This is a genomic window from Lacinutrix chionoecetis (assembly GCF_053604665.1).
In genome coordinates this window covers 184500-201824 of the sequence record NZ_JBSHNQ010000084.1, presented here as the reverse complement: position 1 = coordinate 201824, position 17325 = coordinate 184500, and the positions used below count along the sequence as shown (strand labels likewise).

At 33.7% G+C, this 17325-nt stretch carries 14 protein-coding genes; 4 read left to right on the top strand and 10 right to left on the bottom strand.

Annotated features, from left to right (window positions below; genetic code table 11):
- Positions 1-69: 69 nt before the first annotated feature.
- The 7 genes from ACVC43_RS10820 to ACVC43_RS10790 form a co-directional block, all read right to left on the bottom strand.
- A complete protein-coding gene (locus ACVC43_RS10820; protein ID WP_452224536.1) occupies positions 70-2310 on the bottom strand; it encodes a TonB-dependent receptor in 2241 nt (746 codons plus the stop codon).
- Positions 2311-2706: 396 nt separating this feature from the next.
- Positions 2707-3201, bottom strand: coding sequence for a DUF6787 family protein (locus ACVC43_RS10815; RefSeq protein ID WP_452224535.1), 495 nt, complete (start codon positions 3199-3201; stop codon positions 2707-2709).
- A gap of 47 nt (positions 3202-3248) precedes the next feature.
- Positions 3249-3686: a DUF6146 family protein gene (locus ACVC43_RS10810; RefSeq protein WP_452224534.1), complete on the bottom strand. Its 438-nt coding sequence runs from the start codon at positions 3684-3686 to the stop codon at positions 3249-3251.
- A gap of 103 nt (positions 3687-3789) precedes the next feature.
- Complete coding sequence (locus ACVC43_RS10805; RefSeq protein WP_452224533.1) at positions 3790-4428, bottom strand: DUF937 domain-containing protein; 639 nt, start codon at positions 4426-4428, stop codon at positions 3790-3792.
- 110 nt (positions 4429-4538) lie between these two features.
- On the bottom strand, positions 4539-5501 hold the full coding sequence (locus ACVC43_RS10800) for a D-2-hydroxyacid dehydrogenase (RefSeq protein WP_452224532.1): 963 nt from the start codon (positions 5499-5501) through the stop codon (positions 4539-4541).
- 85 nt (positions 5502-5586) lie between these two features.
- Entirely contained in the window at positions 5587-6648 is a 1062-nt protein-coding gene (serC, locus tag ACVC43_RS10795; protein WP_452224531.1) for a 3-phosphoserine/phosphohydroxythreonine transaminase, read from the bottom strand.
- A gap of 109 nt (positions 6649-6757) precedes the next feature.
- Positions 6758-7816 (bottom strand): acyl-CoA reductase, encoded by a 1059-nt coding sequence (locus tag ACVC43_RS10790; protein WP_452224530.1) that lies wholly within the window; start codon positions 7814-7816, stop codon positions 6758-6760.
- 76 nt (positions 7817-7892) lie between these two features.
- On the opposite strand from ACVC43_RS10790, the gene ACVC43_RS10785 reads away from it, so the two are divergent.
- Complete coding sequence (locus ACVC43_RS10785) at positions 7893-8246, top strand: 4Fe-4S dicluster domain-containing protein (protein ID WP_452224529.1); 354 nt, start codon at positions 7893-7895, stop codon at positions 8244-8246.
- Between the two features lie 70 nt (positions 8247-8316).
- Here the strand turns inward: ACVC43_RS10785 and ACVC43_RS10780 are convergent, their stop codons facing one another.
- Positions 8317-9447 carry a carboxypeptidase-like regulatory domain-containing protein gene (locus ACVC43_RS10780; RefSeq protein WP_452224528.1) on the bottom strand — a complete coding sequence of 377 codons (1131 nt, stop codon included), beginning with the start codon at positions 9445-9447 and terminating at the stop codon, positions 8317-8319.
- 197 nt (positions 9448-9644) lie between these two features.
- On the opposite strand from ACVC43_RS10780, the gene ychF reads away from it, so the two are divergent.
- Positions 9645-10739 (top strand): redox-regulated ATPase YchF, encoded by a 1095-nt coding sequence (ychF, locus tag ACVC43_RS10775; RefSeq protein WP_452224527.1) that lies wholly within the window; start codon positions 9645-9647, stop codon positions 10737-10739.
- A 114-nt stretch (positions 10740-10853) separates the two neighbouring features.
- Here ychF and ACVC43_RS10770 read toward each other — a convergent pair whose 3' ends face one another.
- Positions 10854-11678 (bottom strand): phosphatase PAP2 family protein, encoded by an 825-nt coding sequence (locus ACVC43_RS10770; protein WP_452224526.1) that lies wholly within the window; start codon positions 11676-11678, stop codon positions 10854-10856.
- A 229-nt stretch (positions 11679-11907) separates the two neighbouring features.
- Between ACVC43_RS10770 and ACVC43_RS10765 the strand changes: the two genes are divergently transcribed.
- A complete protein-coding gene (locus tag ACVC43_RS10765) occupies positions 11908-13767 on the top strand; it encodes a DNA topoisomerase IV subunit B (protein ID WP_452224525.1) in 1860 nt (619 codons plus the stop codon).
- Positions 13768-13843: 76 nt separating this feature from the next.
- Positions 13844-16519, top strand: a complete 2676-nt coding sequence (locus ACVC43_RS10760) for a DNA gyrase/topoisomerase IV subunit A (protein WP_452224524.1) — start codon at positions 13844-13846, stop codon at positions 16517-16519.
- Here ACVC43_RS10760 and ACVC43_RS10755 read toward each other — a convergent pair.
- Positions 16516-17325, bottom strand: coding sequence for a TerC family protein (locus ACVC43_RS10755; RefSeq protein WP_452224523.1), 810 nt, complete (start codon positions 17323-17325; stop codon positions 16516-16518). The two genes, ACVC43_RS10760 and ACVC43_RS10755, sit on opposite strands and share 4 nt — an antisense overlap.

Sequence of the window (17325 nt, the reverse complement as noted above, 5' to 3'; positions counted from 1 at the left end):
AACCTAAACAATATTTTATTGTTTAGGTTTTTTTATTTTTTATCAATTTGTACTTAAAGGCGATTTAATCTAAATCTTAAAGCTCAATCCTATGCTTATATTACGACCAATGTTAAAAATACCATCACCTTTTAATCGGGAAAGATGATTTATGTAACTTTTATTAGTTAGGTTATTTCCTGAAACGTTTAAAGTCAACAAATGATTTAAAATTTTAAAATCTCCACCAAAACCAGCGCTCAGTAAAGCATAACTATTTGTAGGCGTTTCAAAATTACTAACTTTAGTCTGTTTAAAGGTATTTCTAATTTTTATAAAAGTGTAACCTTTAGTTACCCAGCCTTTCTCATATTCTATTCTAATGGTATTTGTTAGACTGTTAGCAGGAATTAATGGTAAATAATCACCATTTTTTTGCTTTCCTGTAACGGACTCAAAACTACTTTCAACATGTAACCAGTCTAATGGATGTGGATGAAAATGCAACCCAATTTCTCCTCCATATAAACTTGCATCTTGTTGCAGGTAATTAAATACGGGATCATTATCGACAAACGTTCCGTTTGGTGACAGATATATATAATTGCTAATACTGTTATAAAAACCATTTGCAAACACTTCAACATGTTCATTTTTAAATTCGATTGCTAAATCAGATTGAAAATTTTGTTCGTTATTTAATTCAGAATTTCCAATCTCGAAACGGTTGGTGCCTTCATGTGTTCCAAAACTGGTTAATTCTGCAAGATTAGGTGCTCTAAAACCTGATGCAAAATTTAATCTTAACACAAGGTTATCGGTAAGGTCTTTTTTTGCTCCTATTGCCCCATTAAAACTATTATATTTTTTATTTATGCTTTCTACAACATCTATCGTTCTGGAATCGAAACGCGCTCCTAATTGCACATCTAATGTATTAAAATGAATGTGAGAAGTCGCCAAAATGCCGAAATCATTGGTGGTGGCATCTGGTATTAATTGCTCTTCCCCATAATTAGTATTTGTTTGGTTCATGCCTTGAACACCAATTATAGTCTCGAACTTTCCAAGGGTAGGTAAATTATATTTAATATCATAATTTACAGTTTTTAGCTTCATGTGCAAAGCAGGAGCCAATATGTCGTCTTCATGCTCCTCTTCCTCATGTTCTTCGTCTTCTTCATGCTCTTCTTCATCCTCTTCATGATGGTGATGTTCTTCAAATTCCTTTCTATCATTATAGGTAAAGCCCATATTCACATCTAAACTTGAATTTCTAAAAAATATTTTCGATTTCGAACTAAAAATATGGTTGGTTAAATCCTGAAAAGGTAATAATGGTGTCCTTGCTAAAGACTGCTCTCCAACGCCTTCTGGTAAACCCAGTTTAGAATGGTTAACGTTGTAGCGAAAATCGGTTTTAAAACCTTGAATTTGGTAACCAATTCCAGCTTTAAAATCTTGCTCTTTAAAACGTGTATTGGTAACACGATAATCATTGGTTTTGTAATCGGAATGTTCTGCCAGACTCCCTCTAAAAAGCAGTTTAAAATTATTGGCAGAGGTTTTGTAACCAAGATTTGTACTATAACCTTTAGTATTACTAAAATAATTAGCATTAACATCGGCTGCCGAACTATTTTGTGCAGCAAAACGTTCTGGATTTATGTAAAGAACACCACCAAGAGCATCACTACCATAGAGTAGAGAAGCAGGACCTTTTATAACTTCTACGCTTTCTATACCAGAGCTACTAACACCTAAACCGTGTTCATCGCCAAACTGCTGGTTTTCCAGTCTTACACCTTGAGCATAGACCACAACACGATTAGAACTCAAGCCTCTAATAACTGGTTTACCTATACTTACTCCGGTAGAAACACTTTCTACACCAGCAATTGCCGTTAATCCGTCTGACAAGGTTACAGCTCCATTTTGTTGTAAAGCAGTTATGTTCTCACGTTCAACTTTCATTACATTATCGCTTTGTAATCTGTGAAAAGGTGTAGAGATAATAAGCTCGTCCATTTCTATTGCTGAAGGGTTTAAAACTATATCAAGAGATGCGTTTAAAGGTAATTGTACAGTTTTAGAAAGACTTTTAAAACCTATGCTTGAAAAAATAATGGTGTGATTACCTTCTGGTAAGTTAGAAAAATTAAAAACACCTTCCTCATTGCTTATTGTGCCTTTTTCGAGGTTTGGAATATATACATTTACATCTTTTAATACCTCACCGTTTTCATTGTTTGTAATTGTACCTGTAATGCTTTGTTGAGCACACAGATATTGAGTTGCTAATAAGATAGCAACCATAATAAAATATTTCATATTTAATAATTTAATTTAATATTGTTGTACTGAATACAAGGAGATTCAGCTTAAAAAAGGAATATTAAATTAAATATGGAGGACCGCGAAGAGCAAAAGGTAAGCGCTGAAAATCACTTACAAATTGATATTGAGAATCAATAATTTTGTAGTGATCTTTGAAAGTGAAAATTTCTGAATTTAAGGCTTTAAATGAAAAAACCGTATTCAATTTAAATTTGTAGAACTCACAATCAATGTCTACCTCATGAAAGTGAGTGTCTGTTGGATTGTTACAAACCTCATGTTTGTGATTTTCAAAAATATGGGCAAATTTAATTGCAGAAGGTAATAAAACAACCAGCAGAAGCAATGTTGCTGTACATTTAAAAATAAGATGTAGAATGTTGTTATGCATTAATCTAAAAACCTTCCTAAGCCAACACGGCGTAACATTTTCTTTTCGAACTCCCAAAAGAACTTACCTTGACCAAATAAATAACCAAAAGCCACTAAAAGAATCTGGTAGAAAATTAGACCAATGATAATATATAATAACCAATAAACAAAAATATTTAAGTTTTCTTTAGTAATACCTAAAAACTTAATAATAGGCTTACCAATAAACAAAGATGAAGATCCCGTTATTGCGAACACGATAAAAATTCTAATAATCTCCCAGCGTTGTTTAACCACCCATTTATTCTCGAGTTTTTTAAAGATAAAGAGTGTTAAACGCAAAAGAAAAAATGTAATTAAGAGGGCAAACGCTATTTGAAACGCAATGTGGTTCTCTTTTCTAAAAAGCCCAGCAATTTTAAAACCTGTATAAAATAGACCTACCAAGCCTATAATAGGATAAACTAATTGCCAATTTTTAGTGATTTCCCACCGCTCTTTAAATTGCTTCATATGGTAATTTGAATCTGCCTAATGGCAGTTAGGGCTGCAAATATAGTTTAATTTTGAGGAACTCTGCCACCTAAGAGATTTTGGTTGTATTTGTTTTGAAAATAAACAAAGTAGTTATAAATCTTGTAATTAACCTCATAACCATAATCAATACCATGTCTGTAATTAATGTCCAATTCATACAAATTTGGATTATAACGTCCTGGTTGTTGCACTCTCCTGTTCCATTCTTGCACGTATCTTATATTTCTACTTTCCATATATTCCTGTGTGTAAAATCCTTCAGGATGCGCAATTGATGCAAGATAAGTACCAAATCCAGGTTCAATTATGATAACATCATACTCTAATTCTTCGCTTGAAATTTTTATTGTATCTCCAGCTTTTAATTGGGTGTTTTCATTATCTGGTTTCTTAACTTCTTTTGATGAATTACAACTGAATGTAATAACTAAAATAGCAAGTAAAATAAATAGATTTTTCATAATTCAATTTTTAATAAAAGTACAAATTTTAAATGGAATTTATTAAAACAATAAGAGCCAAACTTGCGTTTGGCTCTTAAACTATAAATAGAAATTCGATAATCTATCTGCCTCCAAAAAGACCGCCTAACAATCCGCCAAGTCCTCCTTTTTTCTTTGCACTACCAAGTACCATACCTGCCACGTCATCTACAATACTGCCGTCTCCATCTGCATCTAAAATAGATTCTAAGAAACTCTGTTCTTTCTCTGCAGAATTGCCACCTAGTAATCCACCTAACAAATCACCTAAACCATTAGAAGAGCTTACATTTTGTTGTTGCGCTTGTTTACCTATAACTCCCATTAAAATAGGAGCAGCAACTTTTAGAATATTTGCAACAGAACCAGCATCTAATCCAGATTTTTCACCAATTATTTTTTCTACACCTGGCTTTTTTGCTCCAAGAACATGACCTAGAATTTTATCACCATCTTGTTTAACTTCTTCATCAACTCCGCCTCCAAAAAGGCCACCAAGATTGTCTAAAATACTGCCATTATGTTTTCCTTGTATAGCACCCATTAATCCTTCTGCACCTTGTGGAGTGGCTGCATTACGTTGCATAGCTTTCATTAATACAGGTAAGGCCATAGTTAGCACACTGCTTGTTTTGCTTGTATCGTTACCAGTTGATCCAGCGACACCATTAATTATAGTTTTCCCTAAATCACTTCCTAATAAATCTAAAATTCCTGACATTATTTTATTGTTTAAGTTATAAATTGAAGTGAAAAGGTACATAAAAAAAGGCTCAACGTTTAAATTGAGCCTTTCGATTTATTAAAACATAGATAAAAACCTATAAACGGTTAGTTTTTATCGGTGAGTAACAAACTTTTAATTTGTGATGCTAATTCTAAACCTATTCGATCTTGTGCCTCATTAGTTGCAGCTCCAATATGCGGAGTTAATGATACTTTAGGATGCATTAAAATTTGTACCGCTGGAGTTGGCTCATCTTGAAAGGTATCTAAACCGGCAAAAGCAACCTTACCGCTGTCTAAGGCGTTTACTAATTCAACTTCGTTTACAATACCACCACGTGCAGCATTTACAAGGCCTACACCTGTTTTCATAATGTCGAACTCTGCTTTACCAATAACGTATTCTTTTTGTGCAGGTACGTGAAGTGTTATAAAATCGGAATGTTTTAAAACCTCTTCCATCGATTCTGTTTCAATTTCAACATTAATAAATTGACCATTGTAGAATTTTACCTTAATATCTGCTTTACCTACAAACTTATCTGATGCTATTACTTTCATACCAACACCTAAAGCTATTTTAGCAACTTCTCGACCAATGCGACCAAAGCCAATTATACCTAAAGTCTTTCCTTTTAATTCAACACCTTTAGCGTAATTTTTTTTAAGTTTTTTAAACTGTTTGTCTCCATCTAAAGGCATATTTCTATTGGCATCGTATAAAAAACGTACACCAGTAAATAAGTGGGCAAACACTAATTCTGCCACAGAATGAGAAGAAGCTGCAGGTGTATTAATAACGTGTAATCCTTTACTACGCGCATATTCTACGTCAATATTGTCCATACCAACACCACCACGTCCTATGATTTTTAAATCTGGACAGGCATCGATAACGTCTTTTCTTACTGTTGTAGCACTACGAACTAATACTACGCTAATATTATTTTCATTTATATAATTTGCAAGTTGTTCTTGAGCAACTGTGGTTGTAGAAACTTGGAATCCTGCTTGTTCTAAGGCGTCAATTCCGCTTTGCGAAATACCATCATTAGCTAATACTTTCATTGAAAAAATTTTACTTTTTATTTCCGAAAAAGCGGAAATATATTTAATAATTTATTTAAAATTCAAACGGGTTACTATAGAGCGGTTATGCTTTGCTTTCTAATTCACTCATTACTTCAACTAATACTTTTACGCTATCAAGCGATAAGGCATTATACATTGATGCTCTATAACCGCCAACACTTCTATGACCATTAATACCATTAATGCCAGCTTCTTGTACCATAGACTCAAAAGTTTCTTTGAGATTTTCATTCTCTAATGTAAATGTCGCATTCATATTAGAGCGGTCTTCTTTCGCTGCATAACCTTTAAAGAGTGGGTTTAAATCAATTTCGGAGTACATTAAGGTAGCTTTCTTTTCATTTTCTTCCTCAATTGCTTTAATACCACCTAAATCTTTTAACCACTGCATGGTTAACATAGATGTATATACTGCAAAAACAGGAGGTGTATTAAACATGCTACCTTTATCTATATGCACTTTATAATCCATCATTGATGGGATTTTACGAGACACTTTACCTAAAATATCTTCTTTTACAACAACCAAGGTTGTTCCGGCAGGTCCCATATTTTTTTGTGCTCCTGCGTATATTAAGTCAAATTTAGAGAAGTCTAATGTACGCGAGAAAATATCACTACTCATATCGCAAACCATAGGAATATCGATTTTTGGAAAATTTTTCATTTGTGTTCCAAATATGGTATTGTTAGATGTGCAATGGAAATAATCGTAATTAGAAGGAACATCGTAACCTTTCGGGATATAGTTATAATTAGCATTTTTAGAGGATGCTACTTCGTATACATCATCATAAATTTTAGCCTCCTTTATTGCTTTATCGCTCCAGGTTCCTGTATTTAGGTAACCAGCTCTTTTTTCTAATAAATTTAGAGCTACCATTAAAAATTGTGTACTTGCTCCACCCTGTAAAAATAAAGCCTTGTAACCCTTGCCTTCTAAACCTAAAAGTTCTAAAGCTAAGGCTCTGGCTTTTTCCATAACATCTACAAATGGTTTACTTCGATGAGAAATTTCAATAAGGGAAAGCCCATTGTCGAAATCTAATAAGGCTTCCGAAGCTTTCATAATCACTTGTTTAGGTAATACGCAAGGTCCTGCGCTAAAATTGTGTCTTTTCATAGAAAAATATTTTATTCATTTCCGCTAATAGGAAATTTATTAAATTTTAAGCGCTACAAAGGTGCTAATTTATCTGCGCTTTTTTGTTATGAATATGATAATTTATCAACTATAATTTTAACAAAAAAGAAATAGTATCCACATTATCTGCATAATCCCAAAGTTCTGGTTTTTGGGTTTGCCCAAATTTTACCTCGTTATCATCCCAACCGTCGGCAACAATACACTGAATGTGTTCTTTTTTGTCTTTAATTAGGGATTGTAACTCATCTAAATTTTCATAATACTCGTAGAATACTGTGGCTATTGGTGAAGCAAAGCTTTCATCTTCTTTAATCATTAAAAAACCGTTTTCCAGCATATCGAATTCGCTCATTAAATAAACAGCCTTATTATAGTCGTAATTATTGGCATATTTGGCTTCGTTTATTATGGGATGCCATTTATAAATAGCTTTAAAAAACGCATCGAAATTATACTGTTTAGGTAGAAATAGCTTGGATACATTTCTACAGCCTAAACCGTAATATCTAAATATATCTTCAGACAGGTTTTCTAATTGCTCATTTGTCTCGTTCCCTGTTAAAACGGCAATCGAATTTCTGTTTTTTCTTATAATGGAGGGTTTATTTTTAAAATAATATTCAAAATATCGTGCAGTATTACTACTTCCTGTGGCAATAACAGCATCAAAATTTTTAAGTTCGCCTGCTGTGAAATTAATCTTTCCTTTAAACCCTGGTTCTACGTGTTCTAAATATTTAGCTAAAAAAGGAAGTAAATGCTTATCGTTTGAAGATTGTTTTACTAAAACTGCATGTCCTGAAATTAATACAGATAAAAAATCATGATAGCCAACAAGTGGAATATTCCCAGCCATAATTATTGCTACAGTTTGCAACTTCTCGGCATTCATTTTATAATTTGATAACCAATGGATTAGGTTACTTGATGTGAGTAAATTAGACCAGCCGTTTAACGCAAAAATAATATTGGCTTTTGTAAACCATCCGTTGTTTTCTTCGGCTAGTTTTATTTGGTGTTTAAAACCATCGAAAAATAAATCATTATGCGGAATATTGTCTTGTTTTTCGAATGTTTCCGAAGTAAACTGACTAATAAAGGCTCCTAATTTGGCAAAAGCGTTAATTCTTTGTTGTAATTCCATTCTATACTTGCGTAATACGTGTTTAGTCGTTATTTTTGCAGTTGCAAATTTACGCAAACTAAATAAAAGAATTACTATGGCAATTATTATAACAGATGAATGTATAAATTGTGGAGCATGCGAGCCTGAATGCCCAAATACTGCAATTTATGAAGGAGCAGACGACTGGCGTTATAAAGATGGTACGAGCCTTGAAGGGAATTTAGTATTACCCGATGGTAAGACGGTGGATGCCGACGAAGCACAAGAACCTATTAGTGATGAAATATACTATATAGTACCAGATAAATGTACAGAATGTAAAGGTTTTCATGATGAGCCACAATGTGCTGCAGTATGTCCTGTAGATTGTTGTGTTCCAGATGATGATCATGTGGAAACAGAAGAGGTTTTATTAGGGAAACAGAAATTTATGCATCCTGAGGGATAATAAATTAGAAATAGACGATACAAAAAAAACCGAGCCATTTGCCCGGTTTTTTTATGTTGTAAAATTAATGTTATTCTATATCTGTCATTTCAAATACTAAATATTCCAGAACCCTATCGGTTGTAGTAAAATCGAATTCATCATTTTCTGTATGAAATGAAGAATAAAACACAGCGCCTTGACCTAATAAAAACGTAAAAGCTAAATCTTTAGTCTCAGCAACAGTGTTATTAGTAGCATCTCTATATTCCACAGGACCATTAAGCCATGAAATTGTGGTAGCAGGATCGTAAGAGTCTACCACCTGCCAAGAACCTAAAAATTCATCGATGACTACAGTACCATTAGTAGAAATTCCAAAATTTAACAACAACCAGGCACTTAAATTTGTATCTAAAATAGTTGCTGTAGTAGATAAAGATTGACCACTGCGTCTTGGTGTGTAAAATGATAAATAATTAGTGTCGTTATTTGTCATGGTGTTTAAGAGGCTCGAAGACCAATCGGTTACATATAAAAAGCCACCATTATTAACATAATCCATTAAGTTTTGTTCGTAAGTTGGATTGTCGCTATGAGAGCTACAATTAATAAATAAAACATCGTAAGAGGCTAATAATGTAGGATCAGACATTAAATCATCGTAAGAAAAACTCACATTTGGGTCCAGTAAAGGATTTTTAAATTGAGAGTTGCTTTTTGAAGCACCATGACCATGTTCTCCATGTCCAGAAACAGTATTTTTATTAGTATTAATTCCATCAATAATGTCAAATATTGGTTCTCCAGTTACAGGATCGACTAAGCCAATACCATAAAGCACACTTTCAATATTATCGAAGCTTCCAGTTATTACACCAATATTGGGTAGCGTTTCAATTTTATATGCGTCTAAAACCACTTCTTCTTCAACTGTTATTTGTTTTTGAGTTGAAAATAACCCTTTTGTGAGCGTTAAATTATAGTCTCCCTTTGGGACGGATATTTGAAAATTACCTTCAGGATCTGTAATGGTTTCGAATTTTATAACATTATTTTGTAATGCCAACACTTTAGCATTAACTATTGGATCGAGATTGTTTGGTGCTAATAATTTTCCAGAAATTAAAATATTCTCAGGATTTATAGCTGGTTGATCTTCATCTTTAGAGCATGAGAATACAAAAATTAGAAGAAATGCAGATAAAATAAATGTTTTCATTTTGTTTTGGTTTTTGGTTAATTACGAGAATGTAAGCTAATAGCCTTAGTATCATAAATATAACAACTTAATCGTATTTTTTCCTACTAAACAAATTAATATATTTTGTAACTATGAAGATTTAAAGAATTAACTACCTTTGCATTCTTTAAAAAAGATTTCCGTTTTAGCGGAAATAATATAATAAATTATACGCAATGAAAGCAGGAATTGTAGGCCTACCAAATGTTGGCAAATCAACATTATTTAATTGTTTATCAAACGCAAAAGCGCAAAGTGCGAATTTTCCATTTTGTACTATAGAACCTAATATTGGTGTGGTAAATGTACCAGATCCAAGACTTCAAAAATTAGAATCATTAGTCAATCCAGAACGCGTAATGCCTGCTACTGTTGAAATTGTAGATATTGCTGGTTTGGTAAAAGGTGCAAGTAAAGGAGAGGGTTTAGGAAACCAGTTTTTAGCTAATATTAGAGAGACAGATGCAATTTTACATGTATTAAGATGTTTTGATAACGATAATATTGTACACGTTGATGGTAGTGTAGATCCTATTCGAGACAAAGAAACCATAGATATAGAACTACAACTTAAAGATTTAGATACAGTAGAAAAAAAGCTGGATAAAGTAAAGCGTGCAGCTAAAACTGGTAATAAAGAAGCACAAAAGGAAGAAGCTGTCCTTTTAAAACTTAAAGCAGGTTTAGAGGCAGGGAAATCTGTTCGGGCTATTGAATTTACAGAAGATGAGGACCGTGATTTTGTTAAACCATCGCAGTTAATTACAGACAAACCAGTAATGTACGTTTGTAATGTAGACGAAGGTTCTGCTGTTTCTGGAAACCCATATGTTGAAAAAGTAAAAGAAGCTGTAAAAAATGAAAATGCCGAGGTTTTAGTGCTTGCGGTTGGTACAGAAGCCGATATTACAGAACTTGATGATTATGAGGAGCGCCAGATGTTTTTAGCAGATATAGGTTTAGATGAACCAGGTTCGGCTAAATTAATTCGTTCGGCATATAAACTATTAAACCAGCAAACATACTTTACAGCAGGTGTCAAGGAAGTTCGTGCTTGGACTGTAAACATTGGAGCAACTGCACCACAGGCTGCAGGAGTAATACATACCGATTTTGAAAAAGGTTTCATTAGAGCCGAAGTTATAGGTTATAATGATTACGTGGAATATGGTAGTGAAGCAAAAGTAAAAGAAGCTGGTAAAATGAGAGTTGAAGGCAAGGGTTATACCGTTAAAGATGGCGATGTTATGCATTTTCTTTTTAATGTCTAAGAGCTTAGCGTTAAGACTACTTAATATTACAACAAAAAAGCGAGATGAATGTTCATCTCGCTTTTTCGTTTTTTAATCTTTTAGTTGGTTTTAATCAATTCAACTTAAGTAGTGTCAAAATTTATAGTTGAGACTAAGGGCTTGGTAAGTGTCTCCAAATTTGGTTTGACCCATAACAGGAGAAAAACCAATGCCTGTCTCTTTAGATTTTTTATGTAATTCTGGTATGTAATAACCAGCAAGAGCACCCAAACCATATCCTATTAAGACATCTGTTAAAAAATGTTGTCCTGCTTCTAATCTTAAATATCCCACAGCAGCTGGTAAAATAACAGCACCAGTCCACACATAAGCTATAGCTGGAGAATCTGGATTAAAATCCTGATAGGCTTTAGCAGCAAAAAATGTAGCCGTTGCGGTAGCAGCCACATGTCCCGAATAAAAGGAACGTGTTGCAGTAATACTTGTTAATCTGTCTTCTGGAGTTGTAGCGTTGTAAACATAAGGTCTTGCTCTGTTAGTAATTCCGGCACTAATTGTAAATAGTGTAGAGGTTGTTGCTAAACTTTCTATGTAAATGCCAAACAGTTGGCCGCTATGCTCATTGGCTTCATCGTCTAATAAAAGTGCAAAAGGAGCAGCAAAAGATAAATAAAAAGGAATGTCGCTTAATTTACTGGCATCTTCGCTAAATTTCCCTGCAACCCAGCGATCGGCAAAATTAATGTCATCGACATTAGATCTTAATTCGGCAATTTTATCTTCGGTAAAACCATCTTTATTTCCAATAATTAAAACACCTGCCGCTGTTCCTGCCAATGCAGCACCAGTCCATATGCCATCTCTTGTCCAATCCCATTCATAAGGAGAATTGTTTTTCTGAGCATTAAGGTTTATAACAAGTAAGAATACCAATGAGGATAATATTATATTTTTCATATTTTAAAATTCGTTGTGTGTAAAAATAAGGATAGAAACACAAACAAATAAATTAAGGAATACATCTTATGATTATTTTAACGATAGGGCTTAAAGTTTGAGCTTATGAGATCAAAAACAGATTACTTACTTATTAAAAAACATTGTTAATTACTTTATTCGCGCAGTGTTTTATTTTTTATATCGTTATACTATATTAGCAACCTATCACGAAATTTTACTCAACTCTATGTCTGAACAAACCAAATATACCGAAGATAATATACGCTCGCTAGATTGGAAAGAGCATATTCGTATGCGTCCGGGAATGTATATTGGTAAATTAGGCGACGGTTCTTCCCCAGACGATGGTATTTACATTCTTTTAAAAGAGGTACTTGACAACTCTATAGATGAATTTGTTATGGGAGCAGGTAAGACCATAGAAATTTCTATACAAGGCTCAAAAGTAATCGTTCGTGATTATGGTCGTGGTATACCGTTAGGAAAAGTTGTAGATGTTGTATCTAAAATGAATACAGGCGGAAAGTACGACTCTAAAGCCTTTAAAAAATCAGTGGGATTAAATGGTGTTGGTACCAAAGCTGTTAACGCATTATCATCTTATTTTAGGGTAGAATCCTCGCGAGACGGTAAAAGTGCCTCTGCAGATTTTGAACAAGGAAACCTTATCGATCAAGAGTTATTAGAAGAAACAAGCCGAAGAAAAGGAACAAAAGTCTCCTTTATACCAGACGACATAATTTTTAAAAACTATAAATACCGAAGCGAATACGTAGTAAAAATGCTTAAAAACTATGTGTACCTTAATCCAGGTTTAACCATAGTTTTTAATGGCGAAAAGTATTTTAGTGAAAACGGCTTAAAAGATCTTTTAGCTGAAAAAATTGCAGAAACCGACTTGCTATACCCAATCATTCACCTTAGAGGTGACGATATCGAAGTAGCATTAACGCATAGTAAAACGCAGTATAGCGAAGAATACAATAGTTTTGTAAATGGGCAAAACACTACACAAGGCGGTACGCATTTAAATGCCTTTCGTGAGGCTTTAGTAAAAACAATTCGCGATTTTTTTGGTAAGCAGTACGATGCATCAGATATTAGAAAATCTGTAGTGTCTGCTATTGCAATTAAAGTTATGGAACCAGTTTTCGAGAGCCAGACTAAAACAAAATTAGGTTCTACAGATATGGGAGGCGATTTGCCAACGGTAAGAACTTATATTAACGATTTTTTAAAAACATATTTAGATAATTATTTACATAAAAATCCAGATACAGCTGAGAAAATTCAACGTAAAATTCTTCAGGCAGAACGCGAGCGTAAAGAACTTTCAGGTATAAGAAAATTAGCAAAAGACAGAGCCAAAAAGGCAAGTTTACATAACAAAAAATTACGCGATTGTCGTGTGCATTTTGGCGATACAAAAAACGAAAGAAATCTCGAGACAACGCTGTTTATTACAGAGGGAGATTCCGCTTCAGGAAGTATCACAAAGTCTCGCGATGTTAATACACAGGCTGTATTTAGTTTAAAAGGAAAACCTTTAAACAGCTACGGACTAACAAAAAAAATAGTTTACGAAAACGAAGAGTTCAACCTCTTACAAGCCGCATTAAATATAGAAGAATCACTCGAAGATTTACGTTATAATAATGTAGTAATCGCAACAGATGCCGATGTAGATGGTATGCACATTCGCCTGTTGTTAATTACTTTTTTTCTTCAGTTTTTTCCAGAAGTAATAAAGGAAGGGCACTTGTATATTTTACAAACGCCATTATTCCGTGTTAGAAATAAAAAAGAAACCATTTATTGTTATTCTGAAGAGGAACGTCGTGACGCTATAGAAAAACTAAAGCCGAAACCTGAAATTACACGATTTAAAGGTTTGGGTGAAATTTCGCCAGATGAATTTGTTCATTTTATTGGCGACGATATTCGTTTAGACCCTGTTATGCTTGATGATAATATGTCTATTGAAGAATTATTATCATTTTATATGGGGAAAAACACGCCAACACGACAAGAATTTATAATAGATAATTTGAAAGTGGAATTGGATTTAATTGAGGAAGAAAAATAAACCATTTGTTATTCTGCACTTGATGCCGAATCCACTAAAAGAAAAATAGATTCCTGCCTCCGCAGGAATAGGTAATATGATAGAAGAAAACGACGACCTAACAAACGAAAATTTAGAAAACCAAGAACCACAAGAAACCATTACCAGAATTACTGGAATGTACAAAGAGTGGTTTTTAGATTATGCTTCGTATGTAATTTTAGAACGTGCCGTACCAGCGATTGAGGATGGCTTTAAGCCTGTACAGCGTCGTATCATGCATTCTATGAAGGATCTCGACGACGGTCGCTACAATAAAGTAGCAAACATTGTGGGTCACACCATGCAGTATCATCCACATGGCGATGCCAGTATTGCAGATGCCATGGTACAAATTGGCCAGAAGGATTTACTAATTGACACTCAAGGAAACTGGGGAAATATATTAACAGGAGATCGCGCAGCAGCATCTCGTTATATTGAAGCGCGCATCTCTAAATTTGGATTAGATGTTGTTTTCAATCCTAAAATTACAGAATGGCAAGCCAGTTATGATGGCAGACGTAAGGAACCAGTAAATTTGCCTGTCATGTTTCCGCTTTTATTAGCGCAAGGTGGCGAAGGTATTGCAGTAGGTTTATCAACCAAAATATTACCTCATAACTTTATAGAATTAATAGATGCTTCAGTTAAGCATTTACAAGGGAAGCGTTTTACTATTTTGCCAGACTTTCCAACAGCTGGAATTGCAGATTTTTCAGATTATAAAGATGGTTTACGTGGTGGAAAAGTGCGTGTAAGAGCCAAAATTTTACAACAAGATAAAAACACATTGGCAATTACCGAAATTCCTTTTGGTACGACCACGTCATCACTTATCGACTCCATTTTAAAAGCCAACGACAAAGGGAAAATTAAAATTAAAAAAATTGAAGATAATACTGCTGCAGAGGTAGAGATATTAATTCATTTACCATCTGGCTTATCGCCAGACAAAACCATAGATGCCTTATATGCTTTTACAAGTTGTGAAAGTTCAATTTCGCCTTTGGGTTGTGTTATTGAAGATAACAAACCGTTGTTTGTTGGTGTAACCGAAATGTTACGTCGTTCTACAGATAATACCGTACAATTACTTAAGCAAGAGCTTGAAATTAAACTTGGCGAATTAGAAGAACAATGGCACTTTGCCAGTTTAGAGCGTATTTTTATAGAAAATAGAATTTATCGCGATATTGAAGAAGAAGAAACCTGGGAAGGTGTTATTAACGCTATAGATTTAGGACTTAAGCCACATATTAAACATTTAAAGCGTGCAATTACGGTTGAAGACATTACACGTTTAACCGAAATTAGAATCAAGCGTATTTCTAAATTTGATATTGATAAAGCACAGCAAAAAATTGATGCTTTAGAAGAGCAAATAGCTGAAGTAAAACATCATTTAGCACATTTAATAGATTACGCTATTGCATATTTTACAAGATTAAAAAAGGAATATGGTGAAGGTAGAGAACGTAAAACCGAAATACGTACTTTCGAAGATGTCGACGCAACTAAAGTAATAATTAGAAACACAAAACTTTACGTTAACAGAGCAGAAGGTTTTATAGGAACCTCGCTGCGTCGTGACGAATATGTTTGCGATTGTAGTGATATTGATGATATTATTGCCTTTACCGGAGACGGTAAAATGATGGTAACTAAAGTAGACTCTAAAACCTTTATTGGTAAAGATATTATTCATGTAGCAGTCTTTAAAAAGAAAGACAAACGGACTATTTACAATATGGTATATCGTGATGGTGCCAAAGGCGCAAGTTATATTAAGCGTTTTGCTGTTACATCGATGACTCGTGATAAAGAGTACGATTTAACCAATGGAAGTAAAGGGTCTAAACTTTGGTATTTTTCTGCAAACCCGAATGGAGAGGCTGAGGTTATTTCAATTTTCTTGCGTCAGGTTGGTAGTATTAAAAAACTAAAGTGGGATGTCGATTTTGCAGATATTCTAATAAAAGGTCGTAATAGTAAAGGGAATGTAGTTACTAAATATGCTATTAAAAAAATAGAATTAAAAGAGGAAGGTGTGTCTACATTAAAACCAAGAAAACTATGGTTTGATGATGCTGTACAGCGCTTAAATGTAGATGGTCGTGGCGAATTGGTTGGCGAATTTAGAGGAGAAGATAAACTGTTAATCATTAATCAAAAAGGAATAGCCAAAACCGTAACACCAGAAGTAACCCTTCATTTTGATGATGATATGATTGTTATGGAAAAATGGTTGCCTAAAAAACCAATTTCCGCAATTTATTTTGATGGTGAAAAGGAAAAATACTATGTAAAACGTTTCCTTATTGAAAATGAAGATAAAGAAGAATCTTTTATTTCAGACCATCCAAACTCCCAATTAGAGATTGTTTCTACAGATTGGAGACCAATAGCAGAAATAGTCTTTGCAAAAGAACGTGGTAAAGACAGACGTGAGAACGAAGAAATAAATATCGAAGATTTTATTGCCATTAAAGGTATTTCGGCATTAGGAAATCAGCTTACAAAACACAAAGTCAATCAGGTTAGTTTATTAACACCATTACCTTACGAAGCTCCCGAAGAAGTACACGCAGAAGATATGGAAGTTATAGGTGAAACCGAAGTATCTGCTGAAAGCACAAAAGATGATGACTCACAATCTACCGCTAATAAAGACACGAACTTAAACGATAAGGATGCAGATGTAGATGATAGCGGACAAGCGAAATTGTTTTAAAGATTCTCGCTTCGTTTCTTTTTCTTTGGATTACTAATCTTATGGTTTAAAAACTCTATAAACAACGAGAAAGCAATGGCAAAGTATAAATAGCCTTTAGGTATTGCACCTACTTTTTTACCAAAAAAGGTAGCTTCACTTAAATGCGCAGCTTCTGTAATTAACATAAATCCTATTAAAATTAAAAACGCCAAAGCTAAAACCTGAATACTTGGGTGTCGCTCTATAAATAATCTAATTTTATTTGCAAAACCAATCATTACAGCTATAGAAATAACTACAGCAATAATCATTAAAACTAAATTATGATTATGGTTCTCACTCAATCCATTTGTCATCCCTACTGCAGTTAAAATAGAATCTATAGAGAATATAAAATCAATAATTAAAATTTGCACCAGTGCTTGCTGTAAAGACTTAATAACTTTACTTTTCACCGTATTCTCGTCATGTTGTGGAGTTTCAACTTTTTCTCTAATTTCAGAAGTACTTTTATATATTAAAAATAAACCACCTGCAAAAAGAATAATACTTTGCCAGGTTAAATCTATAGTTAACCAGCTGGTTTCAATAGTATAAAAAGGTTTAGATAAACCTATTAAAAAAGATACGAAAAATAATAAGACAACACGTTGCACCATGGCTAGCACTAGCCCAATATTGGTTGCTTTTTTACGCTGATTTTCAGGAAGCTTATTTGCAGCAATAGAAATAAATATAATATTGTCTATGCCAAGTATTATCTCTAAAAACGTTAGTGTTAGTAGCGCAAAAATAGCATCCGATGTTAATAGAAAATCCAGCAT